The sequence below is a fragment of the Flavobacterium collinsii genome, assembly GCF_946903285.1.
In the GTDB taxonomy this organism is placed as follows: Bacteria; Bacteroidota; Bacteroidia; order Flavobacteriales; family Flavobacteriaceae; genus Flavobacterium; species Flavobacterium collinsii.
In genome coordinates this window covers 5,064,379-5,084,084 of the sequence record NZ_OX336425.1, presented here as the reverse complement: position 1 = coordinate 5,084,084, position 19,706 = coordinate 5,064,379, and the positions used below count along the sequence as shown (strand labels likewise).

The 19,706-nt window shown below is 36.1% G+C and carries 10 protein-coding genes and 1 tRNA gene; 6 read left to right on the top strand and 5 right to left on the bottom strand.

What is annotated here, in order from left to right; all coding sequences use genetic code 11:
• Nucleotides 1-149: 149 nt before the first annotated feature.
• From purL to OGZ34_RS20380, 3 genes are all read right to left on the bottom strand, one after another.
• Nucleotides 150-3,803, bottom strand: coding sequence for a phosphoribosylformylglycinamidine synthase (purL, locus tag OGZ34_RS20390; protein WP_263361530.1), 3,654 nt, complete (start codon nt 3,801-3,803; stop codon nt 150-152).
• Between the two features lie 323 nt (nt 3,804-4,126).
• A complete protein-coding gene (locus tag OGZ34_RS20385; protein WP_263361529.1) occupies nt 4,127-5,983 on the bottom strand; it encodes an endonuclease in 1,857 nt (618 codons plus the stop codon).
• A gap of 350 nt (nt 5,984-6,333) precedes the next feature.
• On the bottom strand, nt 6,334-7,851 hold the full coding sequence (locus tag OGZ34_RS20380; protein WP_263361528.1) for a hypothetical protein: 1,518 nt from the start codon (nt 7,849-7,851) through the stop codon (nt 6,334-6,336).
• 253 nt (nt 7,852-8,104) lie between these two features.
• Here OGZ34_RS20380 and OGZ34_RS20375 point away from each other — a divergent pair, with 253 nt between their 5' ends.
• From OGZ34_RS20375 to nadB, 6 genes are all read left to right on the top strand, one after another.
• Nucleotides 8,105-8,536 carry a PaaI family thioesterase gene (locus tag OGZ34_RS20375; protein ID WP_173964940.1) on the top strand — a complete coding sequence of 144 codons (432 nt, stop codon included), beginning with the start codon at nt 8,105-8,107 and terminating at the stop codon, nt 8,534-8,536.
• A 5-nt stretch (nt 8,537-8,541) separates the two neighbouring features.
• Complete coding sequence (locus tag OGZ34_RS20370) at nt 8,542-9,612, top strand: chorismate-binding protein (RefSeq protein ID WP_263361527.1); 1,071 nt, start codon at nt 8,542-8,544, stop codon at nt 9,610-9,612.
• A gap of 213 nt (nt 9,613-9,825) precedes the next feature.
• Nucleotides 9,826-10,542 carry a bacillithiol biosynthesis deacetylase BshB1 gene (gene bshB1 / locus OGZ34_RS20365; protein ID WP_263361526.1) on the top strand — a complete coding sequence of 239 codons (717 nt, stop codon included), beginning with the start codon at nt 9,826-9,828 and terminating at the stop codon, nt 10,540-10,542.
• An 82-nt stretch (nt 10,543-10,624) separates the two neighbouring features.
• Nucleotides 10,625-10,698: transfer RNA gene (locus OGZ34_RS20360), tRNA-His, on the top strand.
• Between the two features lie 1,397 nt (nt 10,699-12,095).
• Nucleotides 12,096-13,028, top strand: coding sequence for a quinolinate synthase NadA (nadA, locus tag OGZ34_RS20355; RefSeq protein ID WP_263361525.1), 933 nt, complete (start codon nt 12,096-12,098; stop codon nt 13,026-13,028).
• 18 nt (nt 13,029-13,046) lie between these two features.
• Complete coding sequence (nadB, locus tag OGZ34_RS20350) at nt 13,047-14,561, top strand: L-aspartate oxidase (RefSeq protein WP_263361524.1); 1,515 nt, start codon at nt 13,047-13,049, stop codon at nt 14,559-14,561.
• A gap of 129 nt (nt 14,562-14,690) precedes the next feature.
• On the opposite strand, the gene ypfJ is transcribed toward nadB, so the two are convergent.
• Nucleotides 14,691-15,536 carry a KPN_02809 family neutral zinc metallopeptidase gene (ypfJ, locus tag OGZ34_RS20345; protein WP_263361523.1) on the bottom strand — a complete coding sequence of 282 codons (846 nt, stop codon included), beginning with the start codon at nt 15,534-15,536 and terminating at the stop codon, nt 14,691-14,693.
• Nucleotides 15,537-15,628: 92 nt separating this feature from the next.
• Nucleotides 15,629-19,681, bottom strand: a complete 4,053-nt coding sequence (locus OGZ34_RS20340) for a PAS domain S-box protein (protein WP_263361522.1) — start codon at nt 19,679-19,681, stop codon at nt 15,629-15,631.
• Nucleotides 19,682-19,706: the final 25 nt, after the last annotated feature.

The following is a 19,706-nucleotide window of genomic DNA, read 5'->3' as shown; positions in this document are numbered from 1 at the left end:
ATTAAAGGATTGGAATGATTTTAAAAGTGGGTAAAAGAAGACTCAATTATTTGTAATTAGTAAATAATTAAAAAAAATAATTCGCGGAATTCGTGGCAAAAAAAACGCCCGAATTGATCGGGCGTTTTTCATAATAAAAATATATTTTTTTAGATTTTCTCAATCCATTTTCTGGCGTTAACAAAAGCTTCATGCCAAGGCGAAACTTCATCGTTTCTGTCTTTTGGATAGTGTGCCCAGTTCCATTGGAAGGTTGAACGCTCGATGTGTGGCATCATAACTAAATGTCTTCCGGTTTTGTCGCACAGCATTGCCGTGTTGTAATCAGATCCGTTAGGGTTTGCAGGATAACCTTCGTAAGCATATTTTGAAACGATGTTGTAGTTTTCTTCAGCTAAAGGCAATTTGAATTTTCCTTCTCCGTGAGAAACCCAAACTCCTAAAGTACTTCCGGCCAATGTCGATAACATTACCGAATTGTTCTCCTGTACTTTTACAGAAGTAAAAATACTTTCGTGTTTGTTACTTTCATTGTGAAGCATTTTTCCGTGCACTTCATGCTCTGGATTAATAACTTCCAATTCCATAAACAACTGACATCCGTTACAGATTCCAACAGATAAAGTATCTTCTCTTTTAAAGAATTTATCCAAAGCTGTTTTTGCTTTTTCGTTGTATAAGAAAGCTCCGGCCCAACCTTTGGCAGAACCTAAAACATCTGAGTTAGAGAATCCTCCAACTGCACCAATAAACTGAATGTCTTCCAATGTTTCACGACCCGAAATTAAATCCGTCATGTGAACGTCTTTTACATCAAATCCAGCCAAGTACATAGCATTTGCCATTTCACGCTCAGAATTACTTCCTTTTTCACGGATAATAGCTGCCTTAGGTCTTGGTTTAGAATTGTCTATTTCCGGTTTCTTTCCTGTGAAATGGGCAGGGAAAGTATATTGTAAAACCTGATTTTTATAGTTTTCGAAACGTGCCTGAGCTCTTCCGTTTTTAGATTGTTTTTGATCTAATAAATAAGAAGTTTCAAACCAGATGTCTCTGTAAGCTTTTATGTCTAAAGTCCAAAGTCCAAGGTCTAAAGTCTCAGTAGTTGTCGCTTTTCCTAATTTGAAGAATTCGATATTGTTTGATTTTAATTTAGATTCAACAGCTGCATCCGATTTCGCCTGGAAAACAATTCCGATGTTTTCAGCAAAAAGGATTTTCAATAAGTCTTTTTCCGCGAAAGCCGAGAAGTCAATTTTAGCTCCAAGATTTACGTCAGCAAAACACAATTCTAATAAAGTAGTGATTAAACCACCACTACCAATATCGTGACCTGCTAAAATCTGGTTGTCACCAATTAATTCCTGAATTGTATTAAAAGCATTTTTGAAGAAAGAAGCGTCTTTAATTGTAGAAGTTTCTTTTCCAATCGTGTTTCTGATTTGTGCAAAAGAAGAACCTCCTAATTTGAAATCATCCTGAGACAAGTTGATATAATAAATAGAATCTCCGTTTTTCTGTAAAACAGGCTCTACTACTTTTCTAATATCAGTACAGTTTCCTCCAGCCGAAATAATTACCGTTCCCGGTGCGATTACTTCGTCGTTTGGATATTTTTGTTTCATCGAAAGTGAATCTTTTCCTGTCGGAATATTGATTCCCAATTCGATTGCGAATTCTGAACAACCTTCGACAGCAGCGTACAAACGAGCGTCTTCACCTTCGTTTTTACAAGCCCACATCCAGTTGGCCGATAATGAAATGCCGCCTAAACCATCTTTAATTGGGGCCCAAACAATGTTTGATAACGATTCTGCAATCGCATTTCTACTTCCCGCAACCGGATCAATCAAAGCAGCGATAGGAGCGTGCCCAATAGAAGTTGCAATTCCTTCTTTACCTAAATAATCCAGAGCCATAACACCAACATTATTCAAAGGCAATTGCAATGGTCCTGCGTTTTGCTGTTTTGCTACTTTTCCACCCACACAACGGTCTACTTTATTCGTTAACCAGTCTTTTGATGCAACCGCTTCTAAACGTAAAACGTCTTGTAAATAACTTTCGAAATCTCCTGCGTTGTAAGCAACATCAGCATATTTTCTGTCGATCGTTTTATCGGTCATTACCGTTTTTGGAGAACTTCCGAAGAAATCTTCCAAAGCATAATCCATCGGTTTAGAACCATTTGATTTAGATTCGAATGTAAAACGGTGATCTCCCGTTACATCTCCCACCTGATACATTGGAGAGCGCTCTCTGTCGGCAATTCTTTGTAATATATCAATATCTTTTTGGGCAATAACCAATCCCATTCTTTCCTGAGATTCGTTACCGATAATTTCTTTTGCAGAAAGTGTTGGGTCTCCAACCGGCAATTTATCTAAATCGATTAAACCTCCCGTTTCTTCTACCAATTCTGAAAGACAGTTTAAGTGTCCTCCAGCTCCGTGATCGTGAATTGAAACAATTGGATTGTGATCGCTTTCTACCAAACCACGAATGGCGTTGGCAGCACGTTTTTGCATTTCGGGATTTGAACGTTGGATGGCATTTAATTCGATACCTGAACCAAAAGCTCCGGTGTCTGCAGAAGAAACAGCAGCTCCACCCATTCCGATTCTATAGTTTTCTCCACCAAGAATTACGATTTTATCACCTTCCTGTGGTTTCTTTTTGATTGATTGATCCAGTTTTCCGTAACCAATTCCACCCGCCTGCATGATTACTTTATCGTAACCAATTTTACGGTCGTTTTCTGAATGTTCGAATGTCAAAACCGAACCTGTAATTAACGGCTGACCAAATTTATTTCCAAAATCAGAAGCTCCGTTTGAAGCTTTGATTAAAATATCCATTGGTGTTTGGTACAACCATTTTCTTTCCTCAACCGCATTTTCCCATTTTCTGTCGTCATTCAAACGAGAATATGAAGTCATGTATACCGCAGTTCCTGCCAATGGCAATGAACCTTGTCCACCGGCAAGACGGTCACGAATTTCTCCTCCCGATCCTGTTGCTGCTCCGTTAAATGGCTCTACAGTGGTTGGGAAATTGTGTGTTTCGGCTTTTAATGAAATAACAGAATCGAATTCTTTGATTTCGTAAAAATCAGGTTTGTCAGCTGTTTTAGGTGCAAACTGCTGCACTTTTGGTCCTTTTACAAAAGCAACGTTGTCTTTGTAAGCAGAAACAATATCGTTAGGGTTTTCCTGTGATGTTTTTTTAATTAATTTGAATAAAGAAGTTTCTTTTTCCTCTCCGTCAATTACAAAAGTTCCGTTGAAAATTTTGTGACGGCAGTGTTCTGAGTTCGCTTGTGAGAAAGCGAAAATTTCAGAATCGGTTAGTTTTCTTCCAAGTTTTACAGCAAGATTGTCTAAATAATCTACTTCTTCCTGACTTAGAGCTAAACCTTCTACTTTATTGTAAGTGGCAATATCATCAATTTCCAGAATAGGTTCCGGTTGCACATTGATCGTAAAAATTTCCTGATCTAATTGGCTGAATTTTTGAAAGAGCATTGGGTCAAAATCTGAAAAATCAGAGGTTGCCGGATGAAATTCTTCAATTCTGATAATGCCTGTAATACCCATGTTCTGAGTGATTTCTACAGCATTTGTACTCCATGGAGTGATCATAGTGGCACGAGGGCCAACAAAAAAATCCGTCAGTGCGGATTTTTCGATCTTATTGGAGTCGGCAAAAAGCCAGTTTAGTTTTGAAATGTCTTGAGCCGAAATTTCGTTTTGCGTTTGTACTGCAAAAACAGTTTTGCTTTGGTTTTCAAAGAAATGGATCATTGTGATGTGTAGTTTGTTGTATTGAAGTGCAAATTTAGTGTAAATAAATAGCAAGCGCAAATTTGAAAATAAACTCTTTTGAAAAAAAATGAAGGTGCTTTTTTAATCATATAAATGAGGTGAGTTCCTTTTAGAAGTCGGTGTAATTGTTATTAGTGTTTTAATCTCGCGAAGTCGGTAAGATGCAAAGTCTATTTTTTTAAGTTCGATATATAAAAAATTTTGCGTCTTAGCGACTTTGCGAGCATAGTATAAAAAAATGTTATAACAAAAAAGCAGCGGCAATATTGCCGCTGCTTTATTTAGTAAGCACTCGTGTGTAATTAGTTGATTACGATTTTTTTACTGAAATTTTCAGAACCTATGCTAATACGAACAATGTATACGCCTTTTGGTACATTATTTATCGTTGATAATGAATCTGTAGTGTTTAATTTCTCAAACACTTTTTGACCTAATATTGAAATTATCCCGATAGAATAGGGTGCTTCTAAATTATTAAAGTAAACGGTGAAGTTACCCTGAGATGGGTTCGGATATATAGTAAGACTTTTTAATTCGGTGAAAACTTTTTCCGTTACTTTAAGAGTGCCATCGTTTCCTGATTTGGCTCCTAAGTCCGAACAGGTATCCACTCCAAACGAATCCCATTGCGAACTCAGATTAAAAGTGGCGCTAGGTGCAGTTACGGTTGATTTTCTTCTTAAAGTGACATCGGCTGCAAAATTGGCCGTTCCGCCATTAAAAGTACCGATGATGTCGATCAAAACACCATTTTTGAATAGACCTATAGGGTCATTTCCGTTATAAGCCAATTCAGTTGCTGTTGTCGATATGTTAGCCGAGCCGGTTGCATAGCAGCTTGATGAGATCTGGTTGTGTACAATAACAAATTTGCTTCCAGTGGTCAATGTTCCGCTTAAAGCCAAACCTGTACTCCACGAGCCTGCACCGTTAGTTTGTTTTTTTATGGTGTATGCAGATAGATTTATTGTTGTTCCGGTATTGTTAGCAAGTTCAAGAGCTTTATTGTTTCCGGATCCTTCAATGTATTCAGAGAAAAGCAGATCTGTCGTACTTCCGGTTCCGTTACTGTCGGTTGTTACTGAAATGGTATTGCTTGAAGCAGAAGTATTTCCCGCAGCATCTTTTGCTTTTACATAAATAGAATAAGCTGTTGCTGCAGTCAGGCCTGTAATTGTAGCGGTTGTACCGGAAATAGTTGTTTTTAGAGCGCTGTTCGCATAAATATCATAAGCGGTAACGGCTAAATTATCTGTAGAGGCAGTCCACGAAAGTGTAATGGAAGTGGCTGTTTTTGAAGTGGAAGCCAAACTTGTCGGTGCAGTCGGAGCCTGAGTATCTGAAGAAGGTGTTCCTCCCCAAATTTGATTGACATATTCTGGGTGATCGATATAAGGATTTCTATTGTTCTGACGGGCATAAATGGCATTGTTTCTCGCAATTTCTCTCGCACTTACCGGATCTTGTGCGTTCCATGCTAAAAGAAGATTTAAAAATGCTGTAGTAAAAACTTTGTCGCCTGAGCCGTCAAACATCGGATAAGAGTAACCTGCAACTGTATTTTCGTAACGTGTAGCAAAGTAGAAATACATTCGGGCAATATCGCCTTTGAATTCGTTTATAGGTTCAAAAACGGTTCCTGAATATCCGGATACTGAACTTGAACCCAATTTACCGCCATTTTGAGACGTATAAGTTGCAGTACCTACAGTTCCGTGAGGATAGTTGGATCGAATACCATTTACTTTTCCATCGGTTGGAGTGATGAAATGTGCATCGGCTACCATAGGTGATTGTTCGTTAAAAACAGATTGCGGAATGATGTGTTCTCTGTTATAGCAGTCACCTTCTACCACATAATTCCCGCACCTTTGTGTGGTTCCTGTGTTGTAATTGTAAGGGTCGGTTCCGGATGGGTTTTCAGAGTACATGTCTAAAACAGTTCCGTCGTTTTCGTAAAAATTATCAACGTCCGAAGTTTGATAAGTGACGTACAAACCGGCATATCCATTATTGGTATGTCCTTTTATGATGTTGTACAATTGTGTCTTTAAAGTGTAACCCGTGCCTGTTGCTGTGGTGTAATAACCGGTAGGGATTTGAGCAAATGTCGCTGTAATAAAGAATAATAATACATAAGAGTAGATTTTTTTCATAAATAGCGGTAGTTAAATTTGGTTTTTAATAAATGGATGTTTTTCGTTTGAATTTATTAATTGTCTCAAATTTACTACTTTATGGAATACGTTGCGTTAAGGGATGTTTAAATTAAGATAGTTTTTCTTACGGTTGAGGAAATTGCCGCGAAGGCACAAAGGCCCTGAGTTTTTTACTTTTTTTGCGCGCGAATGTAAGCAGATTAGTTTTGTTAAGTCTGGATAAAATCCTTAGACATTAAAAAAACTACATAAAAAAACAGCTGCAAATCAAAAAGGAGATGCATAAAGTAAAAGAACTTTGCGTCTTAGCGACTTTGCGAGCGAAGAAAATGTTTTTTGGACCGTCTTTACTTCGGAAATGCTGCGCTTTGGTACGCCCCTAAATCAGGTGGAGAAGTTCTGGTTTTTCCAATAATATCCAAAGGAATGTTATAGATCTGATTTCCTTTCGCGAAAGCGGAAGAAGTATTGTCAATATTGAACAGGTTCTTGGATACATTCAAAAACTTTGGATTTTCGTTTAGAATGATTTGGTTGTAGTGTGCAGTGTCTGTTTTAAATTGATAATCAGGATTAGTTGTCGAGCTGCTGAATTTTACCAGGCAATTGTTAAGCTGATAGACAAAAGCAGTCGTAGCATTTTTACTCAGATTAAATTCGTTACTACCCGATCCGTAAATGATGCAATTGTTAAAAGTTGCCTGTGTGAGCGGATTTGTTGCTGGAACAGCATTGGCAAGACTGTTGCTGAGGTTAACCGCAAATTGCGAATTGTTGGACCAGCTGTTGTTGAAAGTACAGTGCGTGAACTTATAGCTCCCGCCATATACGCAGGACAAACTCGCAAGACCGGCATAGTTAATCACGATGTTTTCTCCATTAATACGGGCATTTTGGGCTAATATCCCGTATTCGGCAGAATTGTAAATCTGCGTATTTTTGATTTCAATAGTCGAAGCGGCATCAGGATTTTTAAAATTTAGACCAATGATCGCATTTTTAAGGGTAAGATGATTTACAGTGTGATTGGTGCTTCCGTTTGCAAAAATAACCGAGTTCCATTGCCCCGGTATATTATCGTAAAGTGATTCTAAGCGATCGCCTTCAAAAACAACTTCATTTTCTAATTTAGGCGTTGCAGATGTTGTTCCGTTAATGTGTAAAGAAGCTTTGTCATCAATATAAAGTCCTGAATTGGCGTGAAAAAATACACGTGCTCCCGCTTCAAAAGTGACGGTTTTATTTTTAGGAACTCCTGCATATCCGTAGATAACATAAGGTTTTTGTTTGGTAAAAAGCAATTCATTTCCGTTTACAGGATCACTTTCGTCCAGATAAAAACCATCTACATCTTTGCCTTCGATTTTGATTTTCTCTTTGGTTCCGTCGGGATTTTGCTTTGGATAAAGAAAAATAGCATCCTGAATCAGTGTGACCAAAGCGACTTCCTGAAGGTTAGCGCCGCTGTCAAACTGAATTTTATCTGTATATAAAAAGTCGGTTGGATTTGCATCTGTAATATCTGCGGTGGTTTCTACAAAAATATACAAACTGTCTTTGGACAAAAGTGTGACATCTTTGAAGATTTTACCATTGTTTCCGCTCATACCGTCAACCGTCATTCTGTATTTTGAATTCAGACCATTTTTGAGTTGGATGATTGGAATCGAGATGTCATTTTTACTTTTATTGTACACCTTAAGCTGATAAGTAGCGGAGCCGATATTTTTAAAAACAGTATCCAGATAAACAGTGTCTTTTGAAAACTTCAGATCTCCGGAACTGGCAATGGTATCAAAATCAGTTCGGCAAGAGCTGAAAGTTATAAGTAATCCGAAAATAAGAAGTATAAAGTATTGACGCATTTGAATGAGTTCGTTTTTTACCACAAGATTAAAAGGATTAAAAAGATTTTTTACTCTTTGAAGAAATATTTTAATCTGTGAAAATCTGTGTAATCTGTGGCATAAAAAAAATCTTTGCAACAGATCAATATTAATGTTTTTGTAAAAATAGCAAAAAACTTACATGTTTGAAGTTGAATTTTAATTTTAGAATGTGATTTTCGAATTTGTATCTCATCTTTTCTTTAATTTTACGATTTTAAAGTCTATTTTAATGAATTATACGAAAGAACAGATTTTAGCGCACTGTAATGAGTTTTCGAAAAACACATTGATGGAAACGCTGAAAATAGAATATGTTGACGCAGGAACTGATTTTTTAACTGCAAAAATGCCTGTAAATCCTTCTGTTCATCAGCCAATGGGCTTGTTACATGGTGGTGCTTCGGTTGCTCTGGCAGAAAGTGTTGGGAGTGCAGCATCCTTCTTTTTTATCAATCCAAACGAACAAGAAGTACGTGGAATAGAAATTTCGGCCAACCATCTGAAAAGTATTAGAGAAGGATGGGTTTTCGGAACAGCCCGAATCATTCACAAAGGGAAAAGTATTCACCTGTGGGAGATTAAAATTACTGATGAAGCCGGAAATTTGATTTCGCTTTGCAAATTGACCAATATGGTTTTGGACAGAAAGAAAACAGTATAGGAAATATGAATGATTTTTTTTCTAAAATTAAAGTACAACACGAAAAGGGTTTGCCTTTTGTGATGTATTCTAAACCAAATTCCAATAGTGTTTTTGCGCTTTTACAGCATAACGATACATTATATAAAATCTCAGATTATAAAGAAAAAGGTTTTGTTTTTGCTTCTTTTGATGAAAAACAATTGATTCTGATTCCGGAGAATGAGTCTGAAATTTTAACAACGGAGCACGAAGAGATTGTATTTGATAGTACCGAAATAGAAGGGACGGGTTTTGATATTGAAGCCAAAACACAATACGAGTCTTTAGTTTCAAAAGGAATTCAGGCAATTAATAATGATGAGTTTAAAAAGGTAGTACTGTCCAGAAGTGAAAAAGTGACTTTGGCTGAATTTGATTTTGTTGCTACTTTTCAGCATTTGATTCAATTGTATCCGACGACTTTGTCGTATGTTTTTTTTCATCCAAAAATTGGTTTCTGGATGGGAGCAACACCGGAACGATTGCTGAAAGCCAATGGAAATGTTTTTGAAACCATGGCTTTGGCTGGAACTCAGAAAGCAGCACTGGAAACAGATATTTTATGGCAGCAAAAAGAAAAAGACGAGCAACAATATGTAACCGATTTTATTGTCAAGAGATTACGGGAAGTAGCTTCTTCGGTTGATGTTACAGAACCTTATAGCGTGAAAGCAGGATCTATCTGGCATATTAAAACTGATATTTCAGGAGTTTTAAAAGATAATTCGACTCTGGAAGAAGTAATCGATACGCTGCATCCAACCCCTGCAGTTTGTGGTTTGCCAAAGAAAAAAGCAAAAGCATTTATTATAGAAAACGAAAATTACGACAGAACTTTTTATACCGGTTTTCTGGGAGAATTAAACAGCAGTTTTGCTCACGATGAGATTAGTTCTGATTTCTACGTAAATTTACGAAGCATGCAAATTCAGGAGAATACTGCAATTTTATATATGGGCTGCGGTATTACCAAAGAAAGTGTTCCCGAAAAAGAATGGGAGGAAAGCGTGAATAAATCGATGACGATGAAAAGAGTGTTGAGAGTTATGAGTTAGAAGTTATGAGTTTTCAGTAGCAGTATACAGTTTTCAGTCGCAGTTTTCAGTTGCTAAGACTTTATATTGCGACTGGAACTAAACTTGAAACTTGAAACCTGGAACAAAACAAAAAATAAAAAAGAGTAAAGAGAATAGAGTAAAGTAAATAGATGAAAGATCAGTTTTGATTTTCAGAATTGTAATTGATTTTTGACATTGATATTAAAAATTATGAAACTAGACATATTAGCCTTCGGAGCACATCCGGATGATGTAGAATTAGGTTGTGCCGGAACCATTTTAAAAGAAATATCACTTGGTAAAAAAGTAGGTATTGTCGATTTAACACGTGGAGAATTGGGAACTCGTGGTACAGCTGAAACTAGAGATGCAGAGGCAAAAGAAGCAGCAAAAATATTAGGAGTTCTGGTTCGTGAAAACTTAGGGATGCGTGACGGCTTTTTTACAAATGACGAGAAACATCAGCTGGAGGTAATCAAAATGATTCGGAAGTACAAACCGGAGATCGTGCTGTGTAATGCAATCGACGACCGTCATATCGACCATGGCAAGGGAAGTAAATTAGTTTCAGATGCCTGCTTCTTGTCTGGATTGGCAAAGATAGAAACATCAATAGATGGAGAGCGTCAGGAAGCGTGGAGACCAAAGGTGGTGTATCATTATATTCAGTGGAAAAACATTGTGCCTGACTTTGTAGTGGATATCACAGGTTTTGAAAAGAAAAAGGTAGAAGCAGTTTCGGCATACAAAACGCAGTTTTATGATCCGAATTCGAAAGAACCTGCAACGCCAATTACGAGTAAAAACTTCTTTGAAAGTTTAGATTATCGTGCGAAGGATTTAGGAAGGCTTGTTGGTAAAGATTTTGCTGAAGGTTTTACTGTTGAAAGGTGTTTGGCTGTCAATAGTTTAGAAAATTTACTGTAAATTTTTCATTTTTTTCTTTGTAGAACTCAACATTAGTTATATATTTGCACTCGCTAAGCAGAAATGCACAAGCAGAAAAATGGTGGTTGTAGCTCAGTTGGTTAGAGTAGCGGTTTGTGGTGCCGCGGGTCGCCGGTTCGAACCCGGTCAGCCACCCAGAAATTTAAAGCCTTGAAGAAATTCAAGGCTTTTTTTGTGCGTTTAATTGAAAACGGCAATTTTTATAAATTCTACTTTATTCAATTGTGGAGGTCTGTGAGATGTTATTGTTTGTATATCGTTGTTCGCAGTTTCGACTGTGGGGTAATGGTGTTATTGTGCATTGTGATTCTGTATTGTGTTCCATTATTGTGTTCCTGTGGTTGAAACCACAGGCAATGTTTTTGGATCAATCCAAAATGTTGTGGGATTGATAGAAGTTATTCTTTTTATTAACGATTTCAACTCTTCATTTAAGAGATCATTTTATTATAGCTGATTTTGTAATTAGTGTTCTCTTTGGGTATAAATATTTGAAATGTTTAAAAAGGGCTGAAAGCCCAAAAGCATAAAAATAGTGCAACGCACTATAAATTAAGATAATGAATCATAATGCCCTGAAGGGGCATAAGCAGTTATAAATAAAGCATAATATCTTGATTAAAAGTTGCTAAATTTCGGAAATGTCATAAAATGAGATAGGTGCTTTTGGGTTATGCTTTCGCCCTTACAGGGCTTGAAGAAGTGCTCACCATTATTCATGGCACTTCGTACCATGTTACTGCTAAGGCTCTTTCAGAGCAACAGATTCCAAATACTTGTCTCTTATGGGGTAAGCTGTAAATTATTATTTTTGCAATTAAGAAATTTTAGGAAAATGTAAAACTTTAAAAGATTGCAAAAGGCTGCCACTTTCATTCCTAAAGTCCTTTATGGTAAAGAGAATACTATTTTTATCACTCCAGAACTTTTGAACCTGATTCTTTTTAGACCGACTAATACTTATGTCCAATTTTATAAATCCACAGGTTTTCGTATTGATCCATGTTTTTATTGTGTTGTGCTTGTATGGGGGGCAAGAAATCATGTTCAAATATTCTTGAATTTTGAATGAGGGGGCTCAGTGTTTATCAAATCTCTGAAGTTTTATTCTCTTATGTTATAGTTCAGAGTCTCGACTGCGGGGTAATTGTAATTCTGAATCTACTGTGGCATAATTAATTAGTCTAGTATTAAGCTAAAAAGAGATAACGTTCTATGATTTTAATCATGAAATACCGGAAAGTCCAATAATATCTTTACAACTCAAAATTGATGTTTAGTCTGGAAAAAGTAGGATTTAATAAATTATAAAATAGCTATACTGTAAAGTAGAGCACGGATTTCTCCTGGGTCGAATACAAAATTTAGAGTTTGAATAATTTGTAATGAACCCCATAAAAAGCAAAGAAAATTGTAAAGAATAGTTTCGATTTAGGAGTTTTTAATTTAAAGAACAGTTTTTTAAAATACAAAAGAATATAATCAGGGTGTTCTAAATGTGAAATTTAAGAATATCGATAAAAAATAATCCTATGGATAAGTTATTCTTAGTTTCTGAAATAAATCGTCTAAGGCAGGAGAAAAATGCTATTATTCTTGCTCATTATTATCAGGAAAAAGAAATACAGGATATTGCCGATTTTGTAGGTGACAGTCTTGAATTATCTAAAAAAGCCGCTACTGCTGATGCTGCTATTATTGTTTTTGCAGGAGTGTATTTTATGGCAGAAACAGCAAAAATTATAAATCCGGATAAAAAAGTGCTTTTGCCTGATATCAATGCAGGCTGTTCTCTTGCTGATGGATGTGATCCCCTTCGTTTTAAGGCGTTAAAAGAATTTTATCCCGATCATGTTGTGGTGACCTACATTAATTCTTCGGCAGAGATAAAAGCACTGAGTGATTGGGTGTGTACTTCGTCTAATGCAAAAAAAATTATAGAAGCTATTCCGGAAGGGAAGGAGATAATTTTTGCTCCTGATAAAAATTTAGGAATGTATCTTAAAAAAGCAACAAACCGTGATTTGCTGCTTTGGGAAGGTTCGTGCGTTGTTCACGAAGCTTTTTCAATAGATAAGCTTATCGAGATTTACAATGCAAATCCAACTGCCAAAATTGTCGCTCATCCTGAGTCGGAAAGTCATATCCTGGAGACTGCACACTATATTGGGTCGACATCCGGGATGCTCAATTTTATCAGGAATGATTCGGCTACTACTTTTATCGTTGCGACTGAAGCGGGTATTTTGCATCAAATAGCGAAAGAAACACTGCAAAAAACGATTATTCCGGCGCCCTCCTATGAGGATAATACCTGTGCTTGCAGTGAATGTGCGTTTATGAAAATAAACACCTTAGAAAAGCTTTATTTATGCCTGAAAAATGAAAGCCCGGAAATTACAATTGAAGAAGAGCTGAGATTGCAGGCCATAAAACCAATAAACAGAATGCTCAATTTGTCGTAAATATCTAAGTCAGTCAAAATGAAAAAAACAGATATACTTATAATTGGTTCCGGAATAGCAGGTTTGTTTTTTGCTATAAAAATTGGAAAAAAACGACCGGATTTATCTATTGTTGTTATGACTAAGGATAAAGTTCAAAGCTCTAATACGCAATTGGCCCAAGGAGGTATAGCTGTGGTTACGGACTGTATACAGGACAGTTTTGAAAAACATATTCAGGACACAATACAAGCAGGTGGAGGGCTGTGTGATGAAGAAATTGTAAAAATGGTTGTACATCAGGCTCCTGACCGATTAGAGGAACTTATTTCTATTGGTGTTTCTTTTGATAAAAATAAATCGGGAATATGGGATTTGGGTTTAGAAGGCGGGCATTCGCAACATCGCATCTTGCATCATAGAGATCTATCAGGGGCAGAAATAGAAAAGAAACTGATTGACACAATAAAACAATTGTCCAACATTACACTTCTGGAAGATCATTTGGTTATTGATGTAAATACAAAAATGAAAAAGGGAGAGACGAGATGTACAGGTGCCTTTTATTGTGATAAAATCAATAATAAGGTAAAGTACATAGGTGCTAAAACCATTGTTTTAAGTACAGGAGGATGTGGTCAGGTTTTTAAGAATACTACAAATCCCGAAATTGCAACTGGTGACGGAATTGCAATAGCATCACGGGCAGGAGCCTTAATCAAGGATATGGAGTATATACAGTTTCATCCGACGGCTTTATATGAAGAAAATAAAAATCCATTCTTTTTAATTTCAGAAGCCGTAAGGGGTTTTGGTGCGTATGTTATTAATGAAAATCAAAAGCGCTTTATATTCAAAGATGATATCCGAGGAGAATTAGCAACAAGAGATATTGTCTCGCACTCAATTAGTAAAGAGCTGGAGATCTCTGGAAAAGAATGCGTTTATTTAGATTGCAGACATTTGAACTTCGATGAATTCTACAGTCATTTTCCTTCCATCACAGAATATTGTAAAACAATTGGATTACATCCTAAAACAGATTTAATTCCTATTGTTCCTGTTGCGCATTACCAATGTGGTGGTATCAACGTGAATAAATATTCACAAACAAACATAAAGAACCTCTACGCAATAGGGGAATGTTCGAGAACGGGGTTGCATGGAAAAAACAGACTGGCATCAAACTCCTTATTAGAAGCTTTGGTTTTTGCCCATCAGGCTTCAGATCATATCGACAGTATCATTGATGAGGTGTCTTTCTCGTCAAAAAAGTTTATGCTGAAATTCAATGAGTCTTTAATGAGTGCAGATTCTGATTATTTTGTGGAATTAAAAAAGGAACTCCAAACAATGATGACTTTTTTTTATGTCGGAAAAGATTTCGATTTTGAAGAAATAGTAGATAAAATAGAGTCGATGAAAATGTTAACAGTAGCATTACTGTTCAAAAAGCAAAAAATAACAGCACAGCTCGTCGAGTTTACCAATATGCTTACAGTTGCTAAAATTATCATTGGACAGAATGAAAAAAATGGCTTTAGGAAACACTAAAAGTTTTTAAAATTAATTAACTGTAGTTGTTTTATGGGCTGATTAATTTTAATTATCGGAAAAGAAACAAAAAAAAGCATGACGATTAAGTCATGCTTTTTTGGTTATTATTAAGATGGTTTGTGAATATTATATTTCATCAAAGGTATTTCCCTGTTTGATGTCTCCCGAAGTAAAACCTTTTTTGAACCAATACATCCTTTGTTCAGAGGTACCATGTGTAAAGGAATCCGGGACAACCTGTCCTTGCATTTTACTCTGAATGGCATCGTCTCCAACAGCGTTGGCGGCACTTAAAGCTTCTTCAATATCACCTGGATCTAAGTTTTTCTGATTGTAATGTGCCCAAACTCCGGCATAAAAATCAGCTTGTAATTCCAGAGCTACCGAAAGTTTGTTGGCTTCGGCCTGACTTTTTCCTTCCTGAGCCTGATGCATCTTTGCTGAGGTTCCGAGTAAGGTTTGGATATGATGCCCAATTTCATGTGCGATAACGTACGCAATAGCAAAATCGCCGCCCTTGGCCCCAAATTTATTTTTTAACTCCTCAAAGAAGCCCAAATCCATATATACTTTTTGATCACCCGGACAATAAAAGGGCCCCGACGCAGACGATGCGCCTCCGCATGCTGTTTGTTCAGATCCCCTAAAAAGTACTAATTTCGGGTTTTTATAGGTCATGCCATTTTCTGCAAATATTTTGCCCCAAATATCTTCGTTATCGGCAAGATTAACTCTGACAAATTGCCCTAATGCTTCATCTTCTTTACTTAATGGAGCAGCAGCTTCAGTTTGTTGCTGTCCTCCTTGCATTTGTTCCAGTATTGGGGTGATCATTTGGGCATTTTCGCCGCCAAAAACATTCAGTAGTAAAATAATAATACCAATAATTCCACCGCCAACTGCAACTTTTCCGCCAGAAATTGATCTTCTATCTTCAACGTTATCACTTTGTCTTCTGCCTTGCCATTTCATAGTAATTTGAATTTTAGTTGATTAGGATTTGTGTTGTACGAATTTATATTTTTTTTAGGAATAACACAGTAATCGCATGATTTAGTTTTAAACTATTTTAGCCATTTTACTAAAGCTTCCTCGACACTGCCTTTCATTATTGGCTTAGAAATATAATCATCCATCCCTGCTGACAGGCATTTATTGCGTTCGTCTTTTTCGGCGCCAGCGGTTACTGCAATGATCGGAATATCTTTTCCGATAATGGTATTTCTGATGGCTCTTGTGGTTTCATAACCATTCATTATTGGCATTTGGATGTCCATAAAAACCAGGTCAGGATTGATACTTTCAAACTGACTCACCGCTTCATAACCATTTTCGCATTCGTGTATGTATGCGCCGCTATACAAATTTTTGATAATTGTTTTTAAAAGCAGCATATTGACCTTATTGTCTTCTACGATCAAAAAGGTAATATTTTTATGGTTAGAAGCTAGATTTTCTGAACTTAGTTCAAGGTTGATGCTTTGAAGTTCGGCCTTATATTTGTCGTTAATGCTCTGATTACTGGTTTTTAAATTTAGATCAAAATAAAAATTACTTCCTTCATCGATTTTACTTTCCAGCTGTAAACGGCTTTCCATCAAAGCAAGCAATTGATTTGAAATGGTCAATCCTAAACCGGTACCACCAAATTTTCGCGTTGTAGAGCTATCTTCCTGTGAAAAAGCTTTGAAAATTTTCTTCTGGTTTTTTTCGAGAATTCCAATTCCCGTATCAACCACCGAAAATCTAATGGTGCAGTTGTTGTTTTTGCTTTTTTCCAGAACAGAAACATTCAATTTGATTGAGCCTTCATTGGTGAATTTAACAGCATTGGAAAGCAAATTGATTAAGATTTGCTTGATTCGCACAATATCGGTCCAGATGTATTTCGGTACATCTGGTGCAACATTTAGTTCTAAGCGGAGATTTTTTTGATTGGATTCGTATACGATTAAATCAAAAACCTGCCCCAGTACTTTTTTAATGTCGTATAAGTCGATAAAAAGTTCGAGTTTACCCGCTTCGATTTTAGAAAAATCCAGAATGTCATTTATAATATCTAACAACGAATGTGCTGATTGATTGATCGTGGTCATGTATTTTTCCTGAATTTCTTCGAGACCCGTATTCATCAGTAAATGTGTAAAACCAATAATTCCGTTTAAAGGGGTTCTGATTTCATGGGACATATTAGCCAGAAAATCTGACTTGGATTTATTGGCGGCTTCCGCCAGTTGCTTGGCTTTTATGGCATCTTCAGTTTCTTTTTTGTTGGTAATGTCAAAGTAAATTCCACCAACAAATTCAATTTCATCGCCTTTTTTAATAACGTCTCCAAATTCTTCTACCCAAATATATTCGCCGGTTTTCCTTCTGATGCGATACACGTTGTGCAGTGGCATTCCGTTCTGTAAATTATCGATTTGATTGTTGATAACCTCGTCTTTGTCATCAGGATGAATAAGAGATAAAAACGATAAGTTATTCTCTATAAATTCAGATTTGGAGTAGCCGGTAAGGTTTAAGATCTCATCATTCAAGAATATTTTGGTAGAGAACGCATCAAATTTTGACAAGTAAACGGTGCCTGGGATGTTGTTGGCTATTAACTTGAACTTTTCTTCACTTTCAAGAATTCTAGTTTCGTTTCGGTTTCTTTCCAGTGCCGATGAGATGTTATTTGCAAGAACCTGAAAGATATAGATTTCTTCTTCAGACCATTTTCTTTCTTTGGTGCAATCGTCGAAACCTATAAAACCTGTAAAAATATCGTTGATGTACAAAGGTAAAATCAGGATCGATTTGATTTGGTTTGTCATCAGTAATTGTCTGAAAAAGGTGTCGTCGAGTTTACGGGTAAGTGTATTGACTATTTTTTTATTTTGTGCTGCATCATAAATTTCACGTAAGTGATCTTTTGTAAGTCGCTGTAACTTTGTAATCTGATGCTCGATACCTTGTCTGGACCATTTGTATTTCTGACTTACGGTATTGGTTGTGAAATCTTTTTCATAGTAGTACATATGATCTACTTTGGCAGCTTTACCAATTAAATTATAGGTCTCCTGAAACATTTCCTGAGTCGATTTACTCATCAAAAATTTCTCGGTACATAGCGAAAGTGCAGATAATAGTTGACTCTTAAATTCTAATTTTCTTTCGGCTTCTAAACGCATTTGTGAGGAGATGGCCAAGGAGATGACATCCGAAATGGTGCGGGCATAATTGATGTCTTCATTATCCCAGTCTCTTTTTTCTTCTGTGCTTTCAAAACAAATTACACCTGCTAGTTGTCCGTTTAGAAAAATCGGAACATCCAGCATCGATTTGATCTGGTTTTTCGTAAAGTAAAGTTTTTGAAACTCAGATGTTTCGAACTTATCAAAGACGTCAGGCGCATTTATGATAGTCTTGTTTTTAAGTGTTTCAAAATAAATAGGATAGGATTCTTTATCCAGGATATTTTTGTCATTACAATGCTGATTGTCGATACTGAAAAGATTCTTGCAGGTAATTAAATCTTTATGGTACTTCCAGAAACTTACTCTGTTAGTTTTGGTAACGGTTGCGGCTTCTTTTATGATATAATCTATAACCGTGTTTAAATTATTGTATTTACTAAAGTCAGTAGTTGATAATTTGTTAGTAGAATTGTTGTAGGACTCAATTTTCTTGAGACGTTTCTTTTTCTCGTTTTCGATATTTCGGATATCAGTAATATCACGAGCTATTCCGGCAAATCCAATTGTTTGTCCAAGATCATTTTTTCGAACAATGATTTTTTGTGAAATCCATAATTTTCTTCCGTTTTTCTTTAAAATTGGAATTTCAATGGTAGGAAAATTATTTTCATTCAGTTCCAGATTCTCATAAAAATCTACGGCATTTCGTTGGTAATTTTCATGAATGAAATTAGAATAATGCTGTGAAATGATTTCATTTTCAGCATAGCCTAATATCGAAAAACCAAAGTCATTCATAAAGGTAAAGTAACCGTCGGAATCAATTTCAAAAATAATATCTGTGGCAGTTTGAATGAGGTTTTTGTATTGGTCCCGAACAACAATTTGCTCTGTAACATCCTGACCAATACTAATGATTAAGCCTTGGGAAAATTTTTTGTCTTTCCATTGAATGTATTTGTATTCGCCATTTTTGCTTTTTAATTTGCGGATGTAGAGTTTATCTTCTTCGTGCGTTATGTTGCTAAGGTTATCGGGATAGTCGGTTTCGTTAGTCAGTTCCCAAAATTTAGACCCCATAACTTCGTCTGGAAGATATCCTAGTATAGAAGTGATGGTTTCACTGCAAAACAAAACTTCATTTTTATCGTTTGTAGCAATTGTCAGTGAATTTCCCTTGTGTACAATTTCATTGGTGAATCTGAAATTATCACTGTTATTCAGTAAAACAGCATATTTGACCTGATTAAGAATGAAAATCAGAATACAATAATTGATTAACAAAATAGAGGATTTTATTGGAACCAATTGATAAATAATAGTAGCAATAAGAAATGTAAAAACTAACGCAATATAAAGCCAGTATAATTTTATGGGTTTTAAGATGCTGTAAGAGAAGTAGAAGGAAATTAGAAAAACAATTAGAGGAATAATATCATCTTCGTGGTAAATGATATTGTGCCCAAGATAAAAAACGTAAATAAAGAAAAAAGAAATGAATATGGACTGAACCCGCTCCCGTAAAAACTGAATTTTGTCGATTATAACGTAAACCAGAAGCACGGAGAAACCAATACATAGATTTACGACAAGTAAGCTTTTGGGTCTTATTTTAAAAATTTCATTGATAATTTCGATTACAATTACCGCAATACCAAAGAACAATATGTAGAGTTGATACTCTTTGTTTAGGGTTTCTGCTTCCGGTTTTTTTTCGATGAAGTAGCCAATTCTGGCTTTGATCCGGAAAAATTGATACACCAGAAGTGCCAGGAAAGCAAACAGAGATAATCCTAACATGATGAGTTTAGGATTGTTGTAAAATATAATATCGGAATTAAGTACATACCACTTCGTAATAATTGATTTCAGGGCACTACCAAGTATGGCAAGTCCTGAGATCAACGAATTGAAGAGACTATAGTTTGCTACCATAGAATTCGGGGGTATGTTTGGTTTA

What these genes read in the sequence shown, in the direction of transcription:
- OGZ34_RS20375 (WP_173964940.1), top strand. Translation starts at nt 8,105, where the DNA reads ATGAATTATACGAAAGAACAGATTTTAGCGCACTGTAATGAGTTTTCG.
- nadA (WP_263361525.1), top strand. Translation starts at nt 12,096, where the DNA reads ATGGATAAGTTATTCTTAGTTTCTGAAATAAATCGTCTAAGGCAGGAG.
- OGZ34_RS20385 (WP_263361529.1), bottom strand. Translation starts at nt 5,983, where the DNA reads ATGAAAAAAATCTACTCTTATGTATTATTATTCTTTATTACAGCGACA.
- OGZ34_RS20340 (WP_263361522.1), bottom strand. Translation starts at nt 19,681, where the DNA reads ATGGTAGCAAACTATAGTCTCTTCAATTCGTTGATCTCAGGACTTGCC.
- nadB (WP_263361524.1), top strand. Translation starts at nt 13,047, where the DNA reads ATGAAAAAAACAGATATACTTATAATTGGTTCCGGAATAGCAGGTTTG.
- purL (WP_263361530.1), bottom strand. Translation starts at nt 3,803, where the DNA reads ATGATCCATTTCTTTGAAAACCAAAGCAAAACTGTTTTTGCAGTACAA.
- OGZ34_RS20380 (WP_263361528.1), bottom strand. Translation starts at nt 7,851, where the DNA reads ATGCGTCAATACTTTATACTTCTTATTTTCGGATTACTTATAACTTTC.
- OGZ34_RS20370 (WP_263361527.1), top strand. Translation starts at nt 8,542, where the DNA reads ATGAATGATTTTTTTTCTAAAATTAAAGTACAACACGAAAAGGGTTTG.
- bshB1 (WP_263361526.1), top strand. Translation starts at nt 9,826, where the DNA reads ATGAAACTAGACATATTAGCCTTCGGAGCACATCCGGATGATGTAGAA.
- ypfJ (WP_263361523.1), bottom strand. Translation starts at nt 15,536, where the DNA reads ATGAAATGGCAAGGCAGAAGACAAAGTGATAACGTTGAAGATAGAAGA.